15 protein-coding genes and 1 pseudogene are annotated in these 18,374 nt (G+C 69.3%); 10 read left to right on the forward strand and 6 right to left on the reverse strand.

Going from position 1 to position 18,374, the window contains the following annotated elements; all coding sequences use genetic code 11:
• Positions 1–138: 138 nt before the first annotated feature.
• Both IW248_RS30055 and IW248_RS30060 read right to left on the reverse strand, forming a co-directional pair.
• Positions 139–1,536, reverse strand: a complete 1,398-nt coding sequence (locus IW248_RS30055) for a TldD/PmbA family protein (protein WP_196929606.1) — start codon at positions 1,534–1,536, stop codon at positions 139–141.
• A gap of 120 nt (positions 1,537–1,656) precedes the next feature.
• A complete protein-coding gene (locus tag IW248_RS30060) occupies positions 1,657–3,093 on the reverse strand; it encodes a TldD/PmbA family protein (RefSeq protein ID WP_196929607.1) in 1,437 nt (478 codons plus the stop codon).
• A 573-nt stretch (positions 3,094–3,666) separates the two neighbouring features.
• Here IW248_RS30060 and IW248_RS30065 point away from each other — a divergent pair.
• The 5 genes from IW248_RS30065 (at position 3,667) to IW248_RS30085 (ending at position 9,755) form a co-directional block, all read left to right on the forward strand.
• Positions 3,667–4,722 (forward strand): ABC transporter ATP-binding protein, encoded by a 1,056-nt coding sequence (locus tag IW248_RS30065; RefSeq protein WP_196930418.1) that lies wholly within the window; start codon positions 3,667–3,669, stop codon positions 4,720–4,722.
• A gap of 55 nt (positions 4,723–4,777) precedes the next feature.
• Positions 4,778–5,803 carry an ABC transporter ATP-binding protein gene (locus IW248_RS30070; protein WP_196929608.1) on the forward strand — a complete coding sequence of 342 codons (1,026 nt, stop codon included), beginning with the start codon at positions 4,778–4,780 and terminating at the stop codon, positions 5,801–5,803.
• A complete protein-coding gene (locus IW248_RS30075) occupies positions 5,800–6,807 on the forward strand; it encodes an ABC transporter permease (RefSeq protein WP_196929609.1) in 1,008 nt (335 codons plus the stop codon). The genes IW248_RS30070 and IW248_RS30075 overlap by 4 nt, the downstream gene beginning before the upstream one ends.
• A gap of 73 nt (positions 6,808–6,880) precedes the next feature.
• Positions 6,881–7,867, forward strand: coding sequence for an ABC transporter permease (locus IW248_RS30080; RefSeq protein ID WP_124817857.1), 987 nt, complete (start codon positions 6,881–6,883; stop codon positions 7,865–7,867).
• Positions 7,868–8,012: 145 nt separating this feature from the next.
• A complete protein-coding gene (locus IW248_RS30085) occupies positions 8,013–9,755 on the forward strand; it encodes an ABC transporter substrate-binding protein (protein ID WP_196929610.1) in 1,743 nt (580 codons plus the stop codon).
• Between the two features lie 151 nt (positions 9,756–9,906).
• Here IW248_RS30085 and IW248_RS33330 read toward each other — a convergent pair whose 3' ends face one another.
• Positions 9,907–11,121 carry a DUF427 domain-containing protein gene (locus IW248_RS33330; RefSeq protein WP_231396492.1) on the reverse strand — a complete coding sequence of 405 codons (1,215 nt, stop codon included), beginning with the start codon at positions 11,119–11,121 and terminating at the stop codon, positions 9,907–9,909.
• Here IW248_RS33330 and pip point away from each other — a divergent pair.
• Positions 11,099–12,055, forward strand: a complete 957-nt coding sequence (gene pip / locus IW248_RS30095) for a prolyl aminopeptidase (protein WP_196929611.1) — start codon at positions 11,099–11,101, stop codon at positions 12,053–12,055. The two genes, IW248_RS33330 and pip, sit on opposite strands and share 23 nt — an antisense overlap.
• 19 nt (positions 12,056–12,074) lie before the next feature.
• Here the strand turns inward: pip and IW248_RS30100 are convergent.
• Positions 12,075–12,608: pseudogene (locus tag IW248_RS30100) on the reverse strand (XRE family transcriptional regulator); the annotation flags it as partial.
• A gap of 221 nt (positions 12,609–12,829) precedes the next feature.
• Here IW248_RS30100 and IW248_RS30105 point away from each other — a divergent pair.
• The 3 genes from IW248_RS30105 to IW248_RS30115 all read left to right on the forward strand — a co-directional run bounded on the left by IW248_RS30105 (position 12,830) and on the right by IW248_RS30115 (position 15,465).
• Complete coding sequence (locus IW248_RS30105) at positions 12,830–13,999, forward strand: NsdA family TPR-like regulatory protein (protein WP_307788312.1); 1,170 nt, start codon at positions 12,830–12,832, stop codon at positions 13,997–13,999.
• A gap of 136 nt (positions 14,000–14,135) precedes the next feature.
• Positions 14,136–14,303, forward strand: coding sequence for a hypothetical protein (locus IW248_RS30110; RefSeq protein ID WP_196929613.1), 168 nt, complete (start codon positions 14,136–14,138; stop codon positions 14,301–14,303).
• Complete coding sequence (locus tag IW248_RS30115) at positions 14,293–15,465, forward strand: helix-turn-helix domain-containing protein (RefSeq protein WP_307788314.1); 1,173 nt, start codon at positions 14,293–14,295, stop codon at positions 15,463–15,465. Before IW248_RS30110 ends, IW248_RS30115 begins: the two co-directional genes overlap by 11 nt.
• A gap of 346 nt (positions 15,466–15,811) precedes the next feature.
• Here the strand turns inward: IW248_RS30115 and IW248_RS30120 are convergent, their stop codons facing one another.
• Positions 15,812–16,804, reverse strand: a complete 993-nt coding sequence (locus tag IW248_RS30120; protein ID WP_196929614.1) for a MerR family transcriptional regulator — start codon at positions 16,802–16,804, stop codon at positions 15,812–15,814.
• 161 nt (positions 16,805–16,965) lie between these two features.
• Positions 16,966–17,271: a winged helix-turn-helix transcriptional regulator gene (locus IW248_RS30125; protein WP_307788316.1), complete on the reverse strand. Its 306-nt coding sequence runs from the start codon at positions 17,269–17,271 to the stop codon at positions 16,966–16,968.
• A 165-nt stretch (positions 17,272–17,436) separates the two neighbouring features.
• Between IW248_RS30125 and IW248_RS30130 the strand changes: the two genes are divergently transcribed.
• Positions 17,437–18,276 carry an NAD(P)H-binding protein gene (locus IW248_RS30130; RefSeq protein ID WP_196929616.1) on the forward strand — a complete coding sequence of 280 codons (840 nt, stop codon included), beginning with the start codon at positions 17,437–17,439 and terminating at the stop codon, positions 18,274–18,276.
• Positions 18,277–18,374 lie beyond the last annotated feature (98 nt).

The following is an 18,374-nucleotide window of genomic DNA, read 5'->3' on the forward strand; positions in this document are numbered from 1 at the left end:
CCACGCCGGATCGACCGACGCAGCTAAGTGACACACGTTACGCCGATCTCTGCGAGCCGTCCGCGCAAGGGAGTGTCCCGTGTGTCTGGCCTGCGGAAAAGCCCCCGACACGCCGGTTTGGCGCGCTCGGCGACAACGTCAGCCGGAAGCGCCTCCGGTGAAGTGCCAGGACGCCAGCCGCAGCGAGGGCGCCGCCCACCAGGCACCGTCCACCCGCTCCGGTTGGCGCACCGCCCGCGCGCCCAGCCCGAGCACCGCCCCCGGCCCGAGCGCCCGCGGGTACGACTCGGTGAAGCGCAGGTCACGGACCGCCCGGACGACAGTGCCGTCCTCGATCAACCAGACGCCGTTGCGGGTCAGCCCGGTGACGACGAGGCTCTTCGGGTCCAGCACCCGCGTGTACCAGAGGTCGGTGACCAGCAGCCCTCGGCGTACGCCGGCCACCAACGCGGCGGTGTCCGCGTCGACGACCGCCCCGGCCGCCGCGCCGGTGGTGCTCCGGCCCGCCGCACTGACCGGGCCCGCCGCCGCGCCGGCCAGCCGCAGGTTGCGGGGCATCGGACCCCAGGTGGCACCCCCCGCGACCGCGTGCCCGGTGGACTCCGCGCCCGCCTCGGCGGCGGTCCGACGATCGTGCGCCACCGCCCGGGTGGTGCCCGCCTCGACCAGCGTCAGCGCCCGTCGACCGGTGCCCTCCGCGTCGAACGGCAACCCGGACCCGCCCAGCGGGTCGTCCACCACTGTCACCGCCCGGTCGAACTGGGCCGCGCCCGGCACGGCGAACGACTGCCGCTCGGCGTACCGCTTGCCGTTGAAACCGTAGAACGACAGGTTCTGCAGGAGGTCCGCCACGGCGGCCGGCTCGAACACCACCTCGTAGTGCCCCGGCGGCAACTCGACCGGATCGGCCGCCGCCTGCGCCTTCGCGGCGGCCTGCGCGCCCAACTCGGCGCCGTCGAGGTCGGACAACCGGTCCGCGCTGCGCCGGGCCACCCCGTCCGCGCCGTCGCGGCGGGCGATGCCGTCCATCGCCGCCTCCACGGAGCGGCCGTACGCCGAGTGCCCGGCCGAGTTGGCGAACGCCGACGAGCGGTGCGCGGTGCGGCAGTATCCGGCGGTGCTGAGGCCCCCGGCGGCGGCCACGAACGCCCCCACCCGGTCGGCCCGCTGATCCGGCTCGGCGTGCGCGGTGGCCTCGTCGACGGGCGGGGCGTCCGGCATGGGCATGGGCGGGGCCAGCCCCGGCCAGCCCGGGTCGGGCGGGCAGAGCCGCGCCGCAGCCAGGGTGCGCTCCACCAGGGCGCTCAAACCGTCGGCGGTGACCACGCTGCCGCCGCCGGCGGCCGTCCGACCGTCGACGTGCACCCGCAGCCGGACCCCGACCGTCGACTCGGAGACGTTCTGATGGATGCCCGAGTTCGCGAACCGGGTCAACGCCAGGTCCGCCCGCGTCACCACCGCCTCGGCCTGCGCGGCCGGCCCGCCAAGACGCCGAACCAGCTCCACAACCTGCCCGGCCAGCTCCACCTCCGTCATGCTGAGCCGCCTTTCGTTCGCGACTGCGGGGCTCGCAGGCCCGGCTCACTCCTCGCGCTCACGCTGAGCCACCTTTCGTTCGCGACTGCGGGGCTCGCAAACCCGGCTCACTCCTCGCGCTCACGCTGAAACCCCCACGCGGACGTTGCGGAACCGGGCCGGCGCGGCCGGGTGGCCGGTGTGCCCGACCTGGCCGGGCTGGCCCTTGCCGCAGTTGGGCGTCCCCCAGGAGACCGTCTCGCCGGAGAGCATGTCCATCGAGCGCCAGAACAGCGGGCCGATCCCCGTGTACGTGGGATTGCGCAGCATCCGCCCCCGCCGCCCCTTCTTGATCTCCCAGCCGACTTCGCAGCCGAACTGGAAGTTGAGCCGCTTGTCGTCGATCGACCAGGACCGGTTGAGGTCCATCAACACGCCGTCGTCGGTGGCCGCGATGATCTCCTCCAGGGTGTGCGGGCCGGGTTCCAGGCCGACGTTCGTCATCCGCACCATCGGCAGCCGGGCCCACCCGTCGGCCCGTACGCTGCCGCCGTAGTCGAGGCTGGCCATCGCTGCGGAATCCCGGCCGGCGAGCACACCCACCCAGCGACCGTCCCGGACGGCGTCCCGCTTGACCGCCGGGGAACCCTCGTCGTCGAAACCGAAGCTGCCGAGCGCGCCCGGGATCGTCGGGTCGATGGTGATGTTCATCAGCTCCGAGCCGTAGCGCAGCGAGCCGAGCTGGGCCAGGTCCAGCCAGGACGTGCCGGCGAACGCCGCCTCCCAGCCGAGGATCCGGTCCAGCTCGATGGCGTGCCCGACCGACTCGTGGATCTGCAGGGCCAACTGCTCGCCACCGAGGATCAGATCCGTCTCGCCGGCCGGGCAGGGCGGCGCGGTGAGCAGCGCCCGGGACTCCTCGGCGATCTGCGCGGCGTGCGCGGCCAGGTCCAGCGACTCGACCAGCTCCCACCCGGTGGTGCCGTACTGCCCCCGGTAGCTCGGCCAGGACCGGCGCTGCGTCTCGCCGTCGCCGATCGAGGTGGCCGAGATCCCGCCGCCGCACTCGCGGATCCGCTGGTCGATCCGGTGACCCTCGCTGGAGACGAACCACTTCGCGGTGTCCCAGATCTGGTACAGGCCCTCGGCGAGGTCCGCGCCGTGCTCGGCCATCGTGCGGGTCGCGTCGACAAGCAGATCGCCCTTGGCCGACAGGGGCACCCCGAGCGGGTCGATCTGGCAGCCGGAGGCCCAGCTCGCGGTGACCGCCTCCACCGGCACCAGGTCGACCGGAGGGCCCGGCACCCGCGCGCTCGCCATGGCGGTCCGCGTCGCGCGCCGGCCGGCGTCGCGGGCGGCGGCGTCCGACAGATCGGGTACGGCGTGGAAGCCCCAACTCGCCCCGACCAACGCTCGGACTCCCAGCCCGATGCTCTCGTCCTGGGTCAGCTCCTCCACGTCACCGTTGCGCGCGGTCATCGACTCGTAGCGGCGGTGCATCACCCGGGCGTCGGCGTATCGAGCCCCCGCGTCGAGGGCGGCCTGGACGGCGGCGGTGGCCGCGTCGAACTCGGTCATGGACCGACCCTAGGCCAGCCGACCGACACCCGTCAGGGGACGAGATCCTCCGGTCGAATCGTGGCCCACACCGGCTCGGTCAACTCCAACACCTCGCCGGCCCTGGTCGTCGACCGCTCCCGCCCGGCTGTGCCGCTCCGGGACCGCAAGATCGTGCAACATCCTGGTTTTAGTGGTGTCGGCGCGTCGGCGATGCCACAACATCCTGGTTCGAGCGTGACCTTGCCGGCCGTGGGCGACCCAGACCCCGCCCCCGGTCACTCGGGGCGGCGCTCGTCGTCAAGATCCGCGCAGTATCGGGGATGTTGCTGTCTCTGGCGCGTCGGAGGCAGCAACATCGGGCAAGTTGCGTAGATCTTGGCGCGGGGCGCGGCATGAATGGGTGTGGATGGCGAGGTGACGGGGGTGCGGGGCCGATGCCGACTCGTTACGCTCGGGCCCGCTGACACGTGCCGACTTTGTAGCTTATTTTCACCCTCGGGACTTTCCTGTAAGTTCCCTTCGTCACTGAGGGAGGTGGCCGTGGACAGCTCGGAACCCTCGCCGTCCGGCGAACCGGACGACCGCCCCGCCGTGCCGGCACAGCGCTCCGACCAGGACGCCTACCTGCGGGTGGATGATCTGCGGGTCCGGTTCGACACCGAGGACGGCGTGGTGCGCGCGGTCGACGGGGTGTCGTTCGCCGTCGAGCGGGGCCGCACCCTCGGCATCGTCGGTGAGTCGGGCTCCGGCAAGAGCGTCACCTCGCTGGCGATCCTCGGCCTGCACGACCCGAAACGGACCACCATCACCGGGGAGATCTCCGTGGGTGGCCGGCAGGTGGTCGGTCTCCCCGACGATGAGGTACGCCGGCTGCGCGGCCGGGACATGGCGATGATTTTTCAGGATCCGTTGTCGGCGCTGCACCCGTACTACACGGTGGGCCGGCAGATCGCCGAGGCGTACCGGGTGCATCACCCGAAGGCCAACCGGCGCGAGGCCCGTCAGCGGGCGGTCGACATGTTGGACCGGGTCGGCATCCCGCAGCCCGCGCGCCGCTTCGACCAGTACCCGCACGAGTTTTCCGGCGGCATGCGGCAGCGGGCGATGATCGCGATGTCCCTGGTCAACGACCCGGCGCTGCTGATCGCCGACGAGCCGACCACCGCGTTGGACGTCACAGTGCAGGCGCAGATCCTGGACCTGCTCGCCGACCTCCAGGCCGAGTTCCACTCCGCGATCATCCTGATCACCCACGATCTCGGCGTGGTCGGCCAGGTCGCCGACGACGTGCTGGTCATGTACGGCGGGCGTGCCGTCGAGCGGGGCAGCGTCGAGCAGGTGCTCCGTGCGCCGCAGCATCCGTACACCTGGGGGTTGCTCTCCAGCGTGCCGTCGCTGCACGGCGACGCGGACGCGGACCTGGTGCCCATCCCCGGCAACCCGCCCAGCCTGATCAACCTGCCGTCGGGTTGCGCGTTCCACCCACGCTGCCGGTACGCGGACCGCGCCGGCAGCCGCTCCCGTACCGAGGTCCCCGAGCTGCGAGCCGCTGGCGCGGACGGCCACCTGGTCGCCTGCCACCTGAGTGCCGAGGAGCGCGCCGCGTTCTACGCCGAGGACATCGCACGAGTGGGGGTGGCTGTGTGAGGGCGAGGAACGCAGCGCAGCGGAGTACCGCAGTCCCGAACGGAGGACTGTGGAGATGACCGCTGAGCCGCTGCTGCGGGTACGCGGCCTGAGCAAGCACTTCCCGGTACGCCAGGGGCTGCGCGCCACCGGCCTGGTGCGGGCGGTCGACGGGCTCGACTTCGACGTGCGCCCTGGTGAGACGCTCGGCCTGGTGGGGGAGTCGGGCTGCGGCAAGACCACCACCGGCCGGATGCTGGTGCGGCTGCTGGAGCCGACGAGCGGCAGCATCGAGTTCGACGGGCGGGACATCACCCACGCCGGCCGCCGGGAGTTGCGCCCGCTGCGCCAGGACCTGCAGATCATCTTCCAGGACCCGTACGCCTCGCTGAACCCCCGGCACACAGTGGGCCGGATCGTGGCGATGCCCCTGCAGGTCAACGGGATCAAGCCGCCAGGCGGGATCAAGGCCCGGGTGCAGGAGTTGCTGGAGCTGGTCGGGTTGAACCCGGAGCACTACAACAGATACCCACACGAGTTCTCCGGCGGCCAACGCCAGCGCATCGGCATCGCCCGCGCGCTTGCCCTGCGGCCGAAGTTGATCGTGGCGGACGAGCCGGTGAGCGCGCTGGACGTCTCGATCCAGGCGCAGGTCGTCAACCTGCTGCGCGACCTGCAACGCGAGCTTGGCCTGGCCTTCGTGTTCATCGCGCACGACCTGGCCGTGGTCCGGCACTTCTGCCAGCGGGTCGCTGTCATGTACCTGGGCCGGATCGTGGAGATCGGCGACCGGGCGGACATCTACGAGCGCCCGCAGCACCCGTACACCAAGGCGTTGCTCTCGGCGATCCCGGACGTCACCCAGCTCGGCCCGGCGGGTCGGATCCGGTTGACCGGTGACGTGCCCACCCCGCTGGACCCGCCGTCGGGCTGCCGGTTCCGCACCCGGTGCTGGAAGGCGCAGGACATCTGCGCCAGCGAGGAGCCCGCGCTGGTCCCGCGCGACGGCGGCAACCAGGCCACCGCGTGTCACTTCCCAGAGGGTGGGGCGGCTGCGGAGGCCGGGTCGACAGACGCGATCGTGGAGGAGGTGTCGTCGTGAGCCTGTCCCCGGTGGAGGGTGTGGCGCTGGCCGAGATCGAGTCCGGCACGGACCCGGGCGAGCCCGCCGCGAAGCGCGTCGTCGGCCGCTCGCCCGGTCAGCTCGCCTGGCTGCGACTGCGCCGCGACCGTACGGCGATGGTCAGCGGCGTACTCCTGGTCTTCTTCCTGCTGTTGGGGTTGGCCGCCCCGCTGATCGAGATGGTCTACGGCATTGGGCCGCGGGAGCAGTTCCAGAACATGCTGGACGGCTTCGGCATGCCCCTGGGGTACGCCGGTGGGGTCAGCGGCGGGCACTGGTTCGGTCTGGAGCCGGGGCTGGGCCGGGACATCTTCATCCGGCTGATCTACGGGCTGCGGACGTCGCTGTTCATCGCGTTCGCGGCGGCCCTGATCACCGCGACGATCGGGATCGTGCTGGGCGCGCTCGCCGGCTACCTGGGCGGCTGGCTCGACGCGGTGATCAACTGGATCACCGACCTGACCCTGGCCATGCCCTTCCTGATCATCGCGCTGGCGCTCACGCCCACCATCACGCTGCGCTTCTACGGTGAGCGGGGGCAGGTGTCGTCCGCCTTCGGGGTGGGGGTGCTGATAGCCGTCTTCGCCATCTTCGGCTGGACCAGCACGGCCCGGCTGGTACGCGGGCAGGTGATCGCGCTGCGCGAGCGGGAGTTCGTGGAGGCGGCCCGGGCCAGCGGGGCCGGGCTGGGGCACATGCTCTTCCGACAGCTGCTGCCGAACATCTGGGCGCCGATCCTGGTGTCGTTCTCCCTGGCGGTGCCGCAGTTCATCACCAGCGAGGCGGCGCTGTCGTTCATCGGCGTCGGCCTCAGCGACGAGACGCCGAGCTTCGGCCGAATGATCTACCGCAGTCTGGACTTCCTCCAGACCGACCCGGCGTACGTGTTCTTCCCGGGCATCACGATCTTCGCGCTGGTGTTCGCCTTCAACCTCTTCGGCGACGCGTTGCGGGACGCGCTCGACCCGAAGTCGTCCCGGTAGGGGTCGGCTCCATGGTGAGCGCGAGGAGTGCAGCGAAGCGGAGCCCCGCAGTCGCGAACGAAAGGTGGCACTGGTGTCACGGTTTTTGATCAAGCGGCTCTTCTCGGCCACGCTGACCCTGTTCGCGGTGAGTGTGCTGACCTTCCTGATGTTCTTCGCCCTGCCGCGCGACCCGGTCAGCAGCATCTGCTCGAAGAACTGCAACCCGGAGCGACTGGAGCGGGTCCGCGACGACCTGGGCCTGAACGACCCGCTGATCAGCCAGTACGCCGGTTACATGAAGGGCATCGTTACCGGTCGGGACCTGGGCAGCGCCCAGGGCGGCCGGTGCGACGCGCCCTGCCTGGGCTGGTCGTACGTCACCAACGAGGCCGTCTCGGACACCATCGCCCGGGTGCTGCCGGTGACGCTGAGCATCGTGATCCCGGCGGCCATCCTCTGGTTGCTGCTCGGCGTGGGGCTCGGCATGGTGTCCGCGCTGCGTCGGGGCACCTGGCTGGACCGGCTGGCGATCGGCTTCTCGCTGACCGGCGCGTCGTTGCAGCTGTACTTCGTGGGTGCGGTGCTGCTGTTGGTGTTCGTCTACAACCTGCGGCTGTTGCCGGTGCCGAGCTACACCTCCCTCTTCGACAATCCGGCGAAGTGGGCCAGTGGGCTGGTGCTCGCCTGGGTGGCGCTGGCCTTCCTCTTCTCGGCCATCTACGCGCGGTTGTCGCGGGCGCAGATGTTGGAGACGCTGTCCGAGGACTTCGTCCGGACCGCGCGGGCCAAGGGCCTGGCCAAACCCACTGTGTACGGGCGACACGCGCTACGCGCGGCGATCACCCCGGTGGTGACGATCGCCGGGTTGGACGTGGGCGGGGCGCTGGGCGGAACGGTGATCACCGAGACGACGTTCGGCATCCAGGGGCTGGGGCGGACGGCGGTGGACGCGGTGCGCTCGGGTGACCTGCCCACCATCATGGCCACCGTGCTGATCTCCGCGGTCTTCGTGGTGCTGGCGAACGTGCTGGTGGACCTGCTCTACGCGGCCATCGACCCCCGGGTGCGGCTGCGCTGAGCCGCCTGGTGTCCGCCACGCCGACCGGTGGCGAAATTTATCGACAACTGTTACACAACTCGTAGGTTTTCTTCCTTACGATCCTCGGGACGTCGGCGGTTCTCGCCCCGACGAAACGCACGGCACATGGGTGAAGGGGGTATTCATGAGACCACGCGTGGTGGCTGCCGCAGGCGGCGCGATCGCTCTGGTGGTGGCATTGGGTGCGTGCTCGAAGAACACGGGCGAGGGCACCACTGTCGACACCGAACGGCAGCAGACCGGGGTCATCGCGACCGACCCCAAGGACTCGCAGGGGCCGGCGGCCGAGGTGAGCGGAGCTGCGAAGGGCGGCACCTTCACCATCATTCGGGAGTCGCCGATCTCCCACCTCGACCCGCAGCGGACGTACTCGTTCGCCGGTCTGATGGCCAACCCGCTCTTCGCCCGCTACCTGACCACCTGGAAGGACGACGGCAAGGGTGGCCTGGTCCTGGTGGGTGACCTGGCCGAGACGCCGGGCAAGAACGTCAACAACGACTGCAAGGTCTGGGAATTCACGATCAAGGACGGGGTGAAGTTCGAGGACGGCCGACCGATCACCTCCAAGGAGATCGCGTACGGCATCGCCCGGTCCTTCGACCCGGACCTGTCCGGCGGCCCGACCTACATCCAGGAGTGGCTGGCCGACACGCCGCAGTTCGACACCAAGTGGGACTTCAAGAAGAACAAGACGTCGCTGCCGCCCGGCCTGAGCACGCCGGACGCGAAGACGCTGCGCTTCGAGTTCGCCAAGCCCCGCTGTGACCTGCCGTTCGCGGTCTCGCTGCCGACCACCGCGCCGCTGCCGGCCGACAAGGACACCGGCGTCGACCTGGACAAGCAGCCGTTCTCGTCCGGCCCGTACAAGGTCGCCAAGAACCAGGTCGGCGTGCAGATCACCCTGGACCGCAACACCAACTGGGACCCGGCCACCGACGCCGTGCGGCACCAGTACCCGGACCAGTTCGTCTGGAGCTTCGGCCCGACCGCGGACGCCGCCAACAACCGGGTGATCGCCGACAACGGCGCCGACCAGAGCGCGCTCGCCTTCAACACGGTGCCCGCCTCGCTGGTCGCCAAGGTCGCCGGGGACGCCACGCTCAAGTCGCGCAGCATCCTCTCGCCGACCCCGAGCGCCAACCAGCTGGTCATCAACAACCAGCGGGTCACCGACCTGAAGGTGCGTCAGGCGCTCAACTACGCCATCGACCGCGAGGGCTTCATCAAGGCCATGGGCGGGCAGACCGTCGCCGCGCCGCTGACCACGCTGATGCCGCCGGCCACCATCGGCTACAAGGCGTACGACGCGTACCCGGCGGGTGCCAACGGCAACCTCGACAAGGCCAAGGAGCTGCTCGGCGGGAAGACGCCCGAGTTGGTCCTCGGCGTGGCCGACAACTCCACCGAGCAGCAGCAGGGCGCTCAGCTCAAGGCGAACCTGGAGCGGGCCGGCTTCAAGATCACGTTGCGGAACATCTCCGACGACGCGAAGCTCGACGAGATCAAGAAGAAGAACAACCCCTGGGACCTGTACATCGGTAACTGGGCGGCGGACTGGCCGAGCGGCGCCTCGATCCTGCCGGTGCTCTACGACGGCCGCACCATCAAGGCCGAGGGCAACAGCAACCAGGCCTACTTCAACGACCCGGCGATCAACACCGAGATGGACCGCATTTCGGCGCTTCCCGCGGCCGAGCAGGGCCCGGAGTGGGCCAAGCTCGACGAGCGGATCATGAAGGAGCACGCGCCGGTGGTGCCGCTCTTCGTCGACGTGGCCTACAACGTGCACGGGTCCAAGGCCGGCGGGATCTTCATCTCCAGCGTCTTCGGGTACCCGTCGTTCGTGAACGCGCACGTCAAGCCGTAAGGCACACCGCAGACCAAAGGGTCCCCTCCCGACAACGCCGTCGGGAGGGGACCCTTGCTGGATCTTGATCAATTAAGTGCGGCGTCAATCCCCGGCCGACCGCACCCGGCACTGGCACAGATGCGAGCCGGTGCCAGGGCGTGCCTTTGGTTCAGGTAAAGGGCGTTGTCGGCCGGCTCAGTCGCTCGCCATCGACGAAGAGATCGACTTTCTCGTTGTAGAAGGCGATCAGGCCGGCGATCGGCAGGAGTGCGGCGGTTGGGAAGTCGTACGACCAGGCCAGGTCCGGGTGGACCTGGTCATCGAGACGGACGGACCAGTAGTCGCTGGTTTGGCCCTTGTACGGGCAGGCAGTCCTCGTCGCCGACGCCACCAGGTGCCTGAAGTTCACGTCGGTCCGGTTGAGGTAGTAGCGGGTCGGTAGACCGGTTTCGAAGACCAGCACGGGCGATGTCGACTCGGCCAGGACGACCCCTTCCAGTTCCACCCTGACGCTGCGGGTGGAACGCAGCGCGTCCACCCGGGCATACGGGTTCCGGGGGTGCACGAAGACCTCTTCGTCCTCCTCGAACCAGCCATCCATGGCTGCCCAGTCGAACCGGATCGTGTCCGCCAACCCGGCCAGCGCGTCGTCTCCGTACAACCGCCCGCACGAAGGACGGATCGTCTCGCCAACCTGCAACCCGTGCAGCCGCGCAGTCCCGCGCCGGGACACCTCGGTGCGCTGGCCCTCGATTAACAGGTTGCGATTCAGGTCGTCGATGGGGATGTAGTACTGCGGGAAGAAGGGCCATTCCCACACGTACCGCGCCCGCGTGGTCTCCAGTACCTGCTCGCCGCCGAGGAAGGCTCGGACCCGGCGAGGCACCGGCTCAATGTGGTCGACCGGGACGATCATCTTCGGATAATCCGACACGTTGTCCCCCGCGTTGTCACATGCGTTTGTTGCAGAGACCGTAACCGATGTCGCCTTTCGTGACGAGTCCTTGGCGGCAGATCCGGACCCTCGCCGATGGTGGCCCGATGAGAGCAGCAGTCGATGGGTCAGCTCGCTGGAGGTCGACGACCCGGTCCATCCGGAGGGCTGGAGCTCCGGTGTCAGAGCGCCCGGCTGGAAGGAGCGCTGGGAAGAGCTCACGCCGGCGTACCAGCAGATGGAGATAGGCTGATGTCGGACCTGATCAGGCTCAGCCGGACGACGGTCAATGCGCCCAACGCAATCGCCCTCGCGCGGTTCTACGCCGAGATCACCGGCGGGGTCGCGAAGGGTGACATCGGGTTCCAGCAGATCGATGACTACCGGCCGGAACGGGCCGAGCACCACTACCGATACACGGGGTTGAATGAAGGACTGGTATCCGCCCATCGAGCCGTACGACTCCGGGATGCTCAGCGTCGGCCACGGTAATGAGCTCTACTGGGAACTGTGCGGGAACCCCGGCGGCAAACCCGCAGTGTTCCTGCACGGCGGCCCCGGCGGTGGCCTCCTCCCGGACAATCGGCGATACTTCGACCCGTCCGCCTACCGGGTCGTGCTGTTCGACCAGCGAAACTGCGGTCGCAGCCGGCCCTTCGCGGGCGACCCGAAGACGTCACTGGAACACAACACCACCCCGCACCTGGTGGCGGACATCGAGCGGCTACGCGAGCACCTGGGGATCGAGCGTTGGCTCGTCTTCGGCGGCAGCTGGGGCAGCACCCTCGGCCTTGCCTACGCGCAGGCCCATCCCGAGCGGGTCACCGAACTCGTGCTCCGTGGCGTGTGGTTGGTTCGCAGGTCAGACGAGGCGTGGGCGTTCACTCCGGCGGGCGCGGCGCACCTCTTTCCCGCCGAGTGGGCAGCCTTTCGTGCGGCGATCCCCGTCACGGAACAGGACGACCTTGTCGGCGCTTATGGCCGCCGCATCAACGATTCCGACCCCGCGGTCCACGGCCCGGCGGCCCGCGCCTGGATGAACTGGGAACTCTCGGCCAACACCCTGCTGCCGATGACGCCACCCGCCATCGACGACACCAGCCTGCTGGCGTTCGCCCGCATCACACACCACTACATCAGCAACGGCGGCTTTCTCCCGCCGGAAGGTCTCCTGGCGGGCGTCGACCGCATTCGACACATCCCGACGGTCATCGTGAACGGCCGCTACGACATCAAGACACCGCCCAAGCAAGCCTGGGACCTGCATCGGGTCTGGCCTGAGGCGAAGTTTCACATCGTGGAGGACGCCGGCCACAGTGGCTCCGAAGCTGGCACCCGCGCTGTACTCATCGAAGCCACCACCCAGTTCCTCGCGCCAATGTGATCTTGAGGCGACGTAGTAGCTATTCGGGCGAGGTGTTGTACTGGTCGAGCGTCGCCTTGGACGTGGAAGCATCCCGGAAGGTCAGTTCCCAGGGGCCGGTGTTGACGTCCATGTCCTTGCCGAACCCGACCCATTTTCCGGCCATCCGTCGGCCGGTCGGCTCCACCAGTAGCTGGATCGCGCCGTGGTACCGGGCTCCCCGGTAATAGCCGGTGGGATCGGTCTGCTCTACCCAGGTGCCGGTGACCACGGCACCGTCCACGGTGAGATCCATCGACAGCGACGAGGCCGCCGAGCCGGGAAGGCTTCGCACGGTCAGTCGGTCGCCGTGCTGGAGCACGACCACGAAGTGCTGGCCGGCGAATGATTCTCCCCGGCCGCTGGAGTGGTATTGGTAGCGGCTGAGCCAGACGCCCTCGTAGGACCCGTGGACCGCGAGCGGCTTGGGCGTTGGCGTGGCCAGGCTGGACACGGGTGAGTTCAGGTCGTGGCCGCCGTGTGGGTCATCGACAACCTGGCCATCGGGTATCGCGGCGAAGCCGAGCAGCGAGACCTTCATGCCCGCCACGTTAGCGCTGTGTCACCTCAATGTCGCCCTTGGTGCGCCCGCCGGTCAGGCAGCACGCCGGCTGAGCCTGCCGACGTGGTCCCGTCAACGACGGGACAACGAGAGATTCGATCAGCATGACCCCGCGATTGTTCGATGTACTGTCCGTAGCAGTGGTCCGCCGATCCGGGTGTGAGCTGTCCTGCTTGGCAATTGGGGGCGTTGCCGTGTCGCATGTCGATCCACGCTTCGGTGCCCAACTGCGTGCGCTTCGGGCCGAACGTGGGCTGTCGTTGCGGGCGCTCGGTCAGCTCGCTCACCGGGGGAAGAGCCACCTGCACGATCTGGAGACCGGGGCGAAGGCTCCCACCCCCGAAACGGCGAGGCACCTCGATGAGGTGTTGCGAGCCGACGGGGCACTCGCCCGCCTGGTGGACGAGCCCGTCGACCACGACACCGAGGCCGGGGAGCTGCTGGCTCGGGTGCGGGTCAGCGATGTCAGCGCCGAGACGCTCGCTCGGATCGAGGCGGGTGTGGACGACCTGGCAAGCGCATACGCGCTCGTGCGGCCGGTCGATCTTCTGCCGATGGTGCGTCGCCAGTTGGCCTATGTGGGGCGGCTGCTCGACGGTCGTGGCACGTTGGCGCAGCGCCGGCGACTCGTCGTTGCCGGTGGTTGGCTGACTGTGCTGCGGGCGACGGTGCACATCGATCTGCTGCAACAGCCCGCCGCAGGCGCTCATCTGCGTACGGCCATGGCTCTTGCCGAGCATGCTGAGCATCCGGAGATCCAGGCGTGGTGTCTGGAGACGCAGGCGTGGGACTGGCTCACCCGGGGCGACTGCCGCCGGGCGATGGACCTTTCGCGGCAGGCGCAGCGGGTGGCGCCTCGAGCTAGTTCGGCGTACATCCAGGCGACCGCCCAGGAGGCGCGGGTGTGGGCGCGGTTGGCCGACGTGCGGCGGACGCGTGATGCGCTGGATCGGCTGGAGCGGTTGACAGCCAACTTGCCGGTGCCGGAACGGGCCGAGCACCACTACCGGTACGACCCGACAAAGGCGCTGGCGTACACGGCGACCACGCTGTCGTGGGCGGGCGACCCGGCTGCCGAGCAGATGGCACGGGCTGCCTTGGCGGAATTGGACCCGCGCGGTGATGGTGGTGAGCGGCCACGGCGCTCCGCTTCCGCCCGACTGGATCTCGCCACGGCACTGTTGGCCACCGACCAGCCGGACGAGGCCAGCGTCGTCGCCGCCGACGCGGTCCGGTCGGGGCGAGTGGTGGCCTCGAACTGGTGGCGGGCGCGGGAAGTGCTCAGGAAGGTGGAGCGCACCGGGACAGCGGAGGCGGCGGCATTCCGCGAGGTGTACGAGGAGTGCCGGCCCGTTGCTCGATAGCGGACGGCACACGCGACCAGCGGACACCCGCTAGCTTTCTGTTACCGCCTGTTCACCCGATGATGTGGATGGGGGCGGGATCAGTACGAACAGGTCGCCAAAGCGAGACCACCTGCCCCTGCCAGCGGAGGTGGGAATGAGCGGCAACGGCGACACCGGTACGCCCAACACGGGCGAGCAGATCGATGCGGCCGAACGGGATGAAGCCAAACGTCGGTTGCTCGCGCAGGCCGAGGCCGAGCGGATACCGGTGCAGGAGACGACTCGGGCGGTGCCCGATCGGCGGTGGCGTGGTGAGTCGTGATCCGGTGCCGATCGGTCGGCGGGTCGCGTACCTGCGGGTGCGGCGGAGGTTGTCGCAGCAGTCGTTCGCGGATCGGTTGGGGAAGTCGAAGAGCTGGGTGGACAAGGTCGAGCGCGGAGTCCGTTCCCTGGAGCGGGTGTCGACCATCCGGGAGATCGCGGCCGTGCTGAGGATTGATGCCGCAGTTCTCCTCGGCCGCGATGTCCAGCCCGCCGGAGTGGCCGAGCGTCGCGAGGGCGTGGCGCGGATTCGGGCCGCGCTGTCGACGTACCCGATGGCTTTTGGTCGCGCGACGGACCGGGAGGTGATGTCGCCCGATTGGTTGGCTCGGGAGGTGCGGCATGCGTGGATGACCTACCAGCACGCTCGGTACCCGCGTCTGGTCGAGCTGTTGCCCACGTTGGTGACCGAGGTTCACCGCGCCCACGTGCAGGACCCGGAGGCCGGGCGGGCGGCGGTGGTGGAGGCGTATCGGGTGACGGCGGCGCTCCTGGTCAAGCTGGACGAGGGGAGTCTCGCCTGGCTGGCCGCTGACCGAGCGATGTCGGCCGCCGCCGGTGACCGGGTGTTGTTGGGCTGCGCGGCGGTGCAGCTCGGGCAGGTGCTGCGGGCATCGGCGCGGGCCGGGCCGGTGATGTTGGCCGCCGCTTCGCAGGTCGCCCGTGGCACGCCGGAGGAGATGTCGCTGCGTGGATCGCTGCTCGTGCAGGCCGCCCTGATCGCGGCCAGGGCGGGCGACGACCGGTTGGTCAGTGACCTGCTGGACGAGGCCGCCGCGCTGGCCGTCCAGGTGGGCGACGGGCACGACCATCACCGGACGGCGTTCGGGCCGACGGCCGTCGAGCTGGCGCGGGTCGCCGCCGCTGTGGAGTTGGGCGACGGGCTGCAGGCGGTCGCCCGGCACGAGAAGGCGATCGGACGCGACGGGTGGCGGTGGCTGCCGGTCGAGCACCGCGCCGGGCACCTGATCGACGCGGCGCGCGCCTACCTCCAGGCGGACAACCCCGCCAACGCGGCCCGGGTCCTGTTGCGCGCCGACAGCATCGCGCCCTCCGAGATCCGCCACCGGCCGGCCGCGCGGGACCTGGTCGCCCAAGTCGCCCGCGACCCGGACGTCCCACCGACGATCACGCAGCTCGCCATCGCCCTCGGGGTGCTGTGAGCAGGACGGTCCACACCAACCCGTGCTGGACAGGGGCTCCTGGTAGATCAACGTGTGTCGAGCGAGCAGATGGCGTCGATCTTGCAGTTTCGGTCGTCAATATGGGTGGAATGCCTGTTGTGTCGCGACAGAAAGTGCAAGATCGCCGAGCAGGGGAGTCCGGATCCCGGCGATCATGGAGTTGTGGTGCCTGTTTTGGCAACTTAGGGGCGTTTTGTTGCCCACCATAACTCCATGATCGGCGAGGTGGTGCCTGGTGCCTGGTGGCGGTTGGCGAACAGCCGTTCCGCCAAACGCAACGGCGTTGTCCTGGATCGAGCGCGATCTTGGGAGAGCGGGCGCGCGATCAGGAAGCCGGTACGGCGGACGCGCGCAGTGCGTCGGCCAGCCACTCGTACGGGAACCGCTCCGGTGGCGCGTCGTTCACGACGGTGACCAGTTCCATGTACCTGTCGTACGGTCCCTCCTGCTCCGGCGGCGTGCGGTCCCACTCCGCGCCCTTCAGCATCTGGTCGGCCGCCTGGATCCGGAACTCGGGCGTGTCCGGGATCCCGGGGCTGTCCGGTGTCGCGAAGATGCCGGTCAGCCACCCCATCCACTGGTCGGCGATCTCCCGACCCCGGGGCGAGTCCGGCGGCACCTGCTCGCACGCCGCGTCCATCACCGGCTGGCCGATCGCTGCGCCTTCTTCCAGGGCGTCCAGCATTGGCGACGAGGTCATCAGCGGCCCGGCCCCGGTGGTGCACGCCTCGTGCAGCTCACGGCGTACGGCCTGGCGGACCTCGGTGTCCCGGACCAGCTCGGCCAGTTCGATCCACGCCTCCAACTGGGCGGCGGTGGGATGTTCGGGCAGTTCCGGCCGGGCCGCCCGCCACCACTCGACCATCCGCTCCGGCGGCTCCCAGCCGGTGGAGACCTCGGTCCAGAACTCGTCGATCAGCCGGTCGCGTTCCTCGTCCGACATGCCGACCAGCTTGTGCATCAGCGTGACCTGCTCGGCCGTGGAGTCCTGCCGCAGGATGGCCGACAGCACGGCGCGCCGGCTGCGCAGCCGTGCCTCCTGCCGGGCCAGCAGGGCCAGGTGGGTGCTGGCCAGCTCACGCAGTGTCGCCTCGCCGGCCAGCACCCGCCGGATCTCGTCCAGGCCGGCGTCGAGTTCCCGCAGCGTCCGGACCAGTTCCAGACGGGCGATGGCCGACACGTCGTACAGGCGGTGGCCGGCCGGGGTGCTGGCGTGCGGTGTGACGACACCGGCGTCCGCGTAGTACCGGACGGCGCTGACGCTCAGGCCGGTCCGCCGGGCGACGTCCCCGATGGCATACAGCTCGTTTCGGTCCACGCCGACCACTATGCGATCTCAAGCGGCTTGAGATACAAGCCCCACATCAGTTGATCATGTCGCCCGGGCTGAATCTGTTCAGCAACGCTGACATCCTCTTCGGCGAACTCGGGGCGCAACCGTGGCTGGTTGGTATTCACGTGCTTAAGGTCGGCGCAGGCTCATCGTTCGGCGTCATAGGCGCGCTGTGCCCGCTCCACCTCGCCGAGATGGGCGTCGGCCCAGGTGGCCAGGTGCGCGAAGAGCGGACCGAGGCTGGCGCCCAGCTCGGTGATCTCGTATTCGACCCGGGGCGGCACCTCGGCGTGGTAGGTGCGTGTCACGAGCCCGTCGCGTTCGAGTTGGCGTAGCCGTTGCGTGAGGACTTTCGGTGTGATGCTGGTCAGCCGGCGCTCCAGCTCCACGAATCGCTGCCGACCGTACTCGTGCAGAGCCCACAGGATGGGTGTGGTCCATCGGCTGAACACGATATCTACGACTGGCGAAACGGGGCAGGCTAGCTCGGGATTCGCTGACCGTTGCATGTGTCCTCCGTTACAGACCCAATACTATCCTCTAGGTACCTACTATATCGACGCTACTAACGTCTCCTCCAACCGCGCGAACGACGCGGTCGACCTGGAGGTTCAGACATGTTCGTCGTGACAGGCGCCACCGGGAATGTTGGTCAGAGACTCTTGTCGATCCTCGCGGCCTCGGGTGCCGCGACGACGGCGGTGTCTCGTGCGCGACGCCCGGTCGTCGTACCAGACGGGGTGCGCCACCATCGCGCGGACCTCGAGCGGCCGGAGAGCCTCAGGCCGGCGCTCGCTGGCGCCGAAGCGCTGTACCTGCTCGTGGAGGGCGCCGGGGCGCATCTCAACGTGCCCGAGATCCTGCGGGTCACCACGGCCGCCGGCGTGAAGCGCATCGTGCTGCAATCCTCGCAAGCGGTTGGCACAAGGCCGACGACCGCCTCGCATGCGCCCCTGCACGCCATCGAAGACCTTGTACGCAGGTCCGGCCTCGGCTGGACGATCCTGCGCCCTGGCGGCTTCGCCTCCAATGCCCTCGCTTGGGCCGAACCGGTTCGCAACGGACGGACGGCGGCTGCACCGTTCGGCGATGTCGGTCTGCCTGTGATCGACCCGGACGACATCGCCGAGGTGGCGGCTGTCGCCCTTCGCGACGGTGCGCATGACGGTCACACGTATGAGCTGACCGGTCCGGCGCTGAGCACACCACGTGAACGGGTTGCCGATCTCGCTACCGCGCTCGGCGAACCGATCAGCTTCATCGAACAGACGCCCGACGAGGCCCGCGAACAGATGCTGCAGTTCATGCCACCACCGGTGGTCGAGGGAACGCTGGCGATCCTCGGCGCGCCGATCGCACGGGAGCAGCGGATCAGCCCGGACGTGTCGGAGGTACTGGGCCGACCGCCACGCTCCTTCGCCGCATGGGCCGGGCGCAACATCGACATCTTCCGCTGACGCGACCGGCCATTGCACCAACCCTTCCCTCGGACTGATGACCGGACACCCTTGAACGGCTGTCCGGTCATCGGCAGAGCCGTCATCGGCTGATCGAG

This window comes from Micromonospora ureilytica (assembly GCF_015751765.1).
Taxonomy (GTDB): Bacteria; Actinomycetota; Actinomycetes; order Mycobacteriales; family Micromonosporaceae; genus Micromonospora; species Micromonospora ureilytica.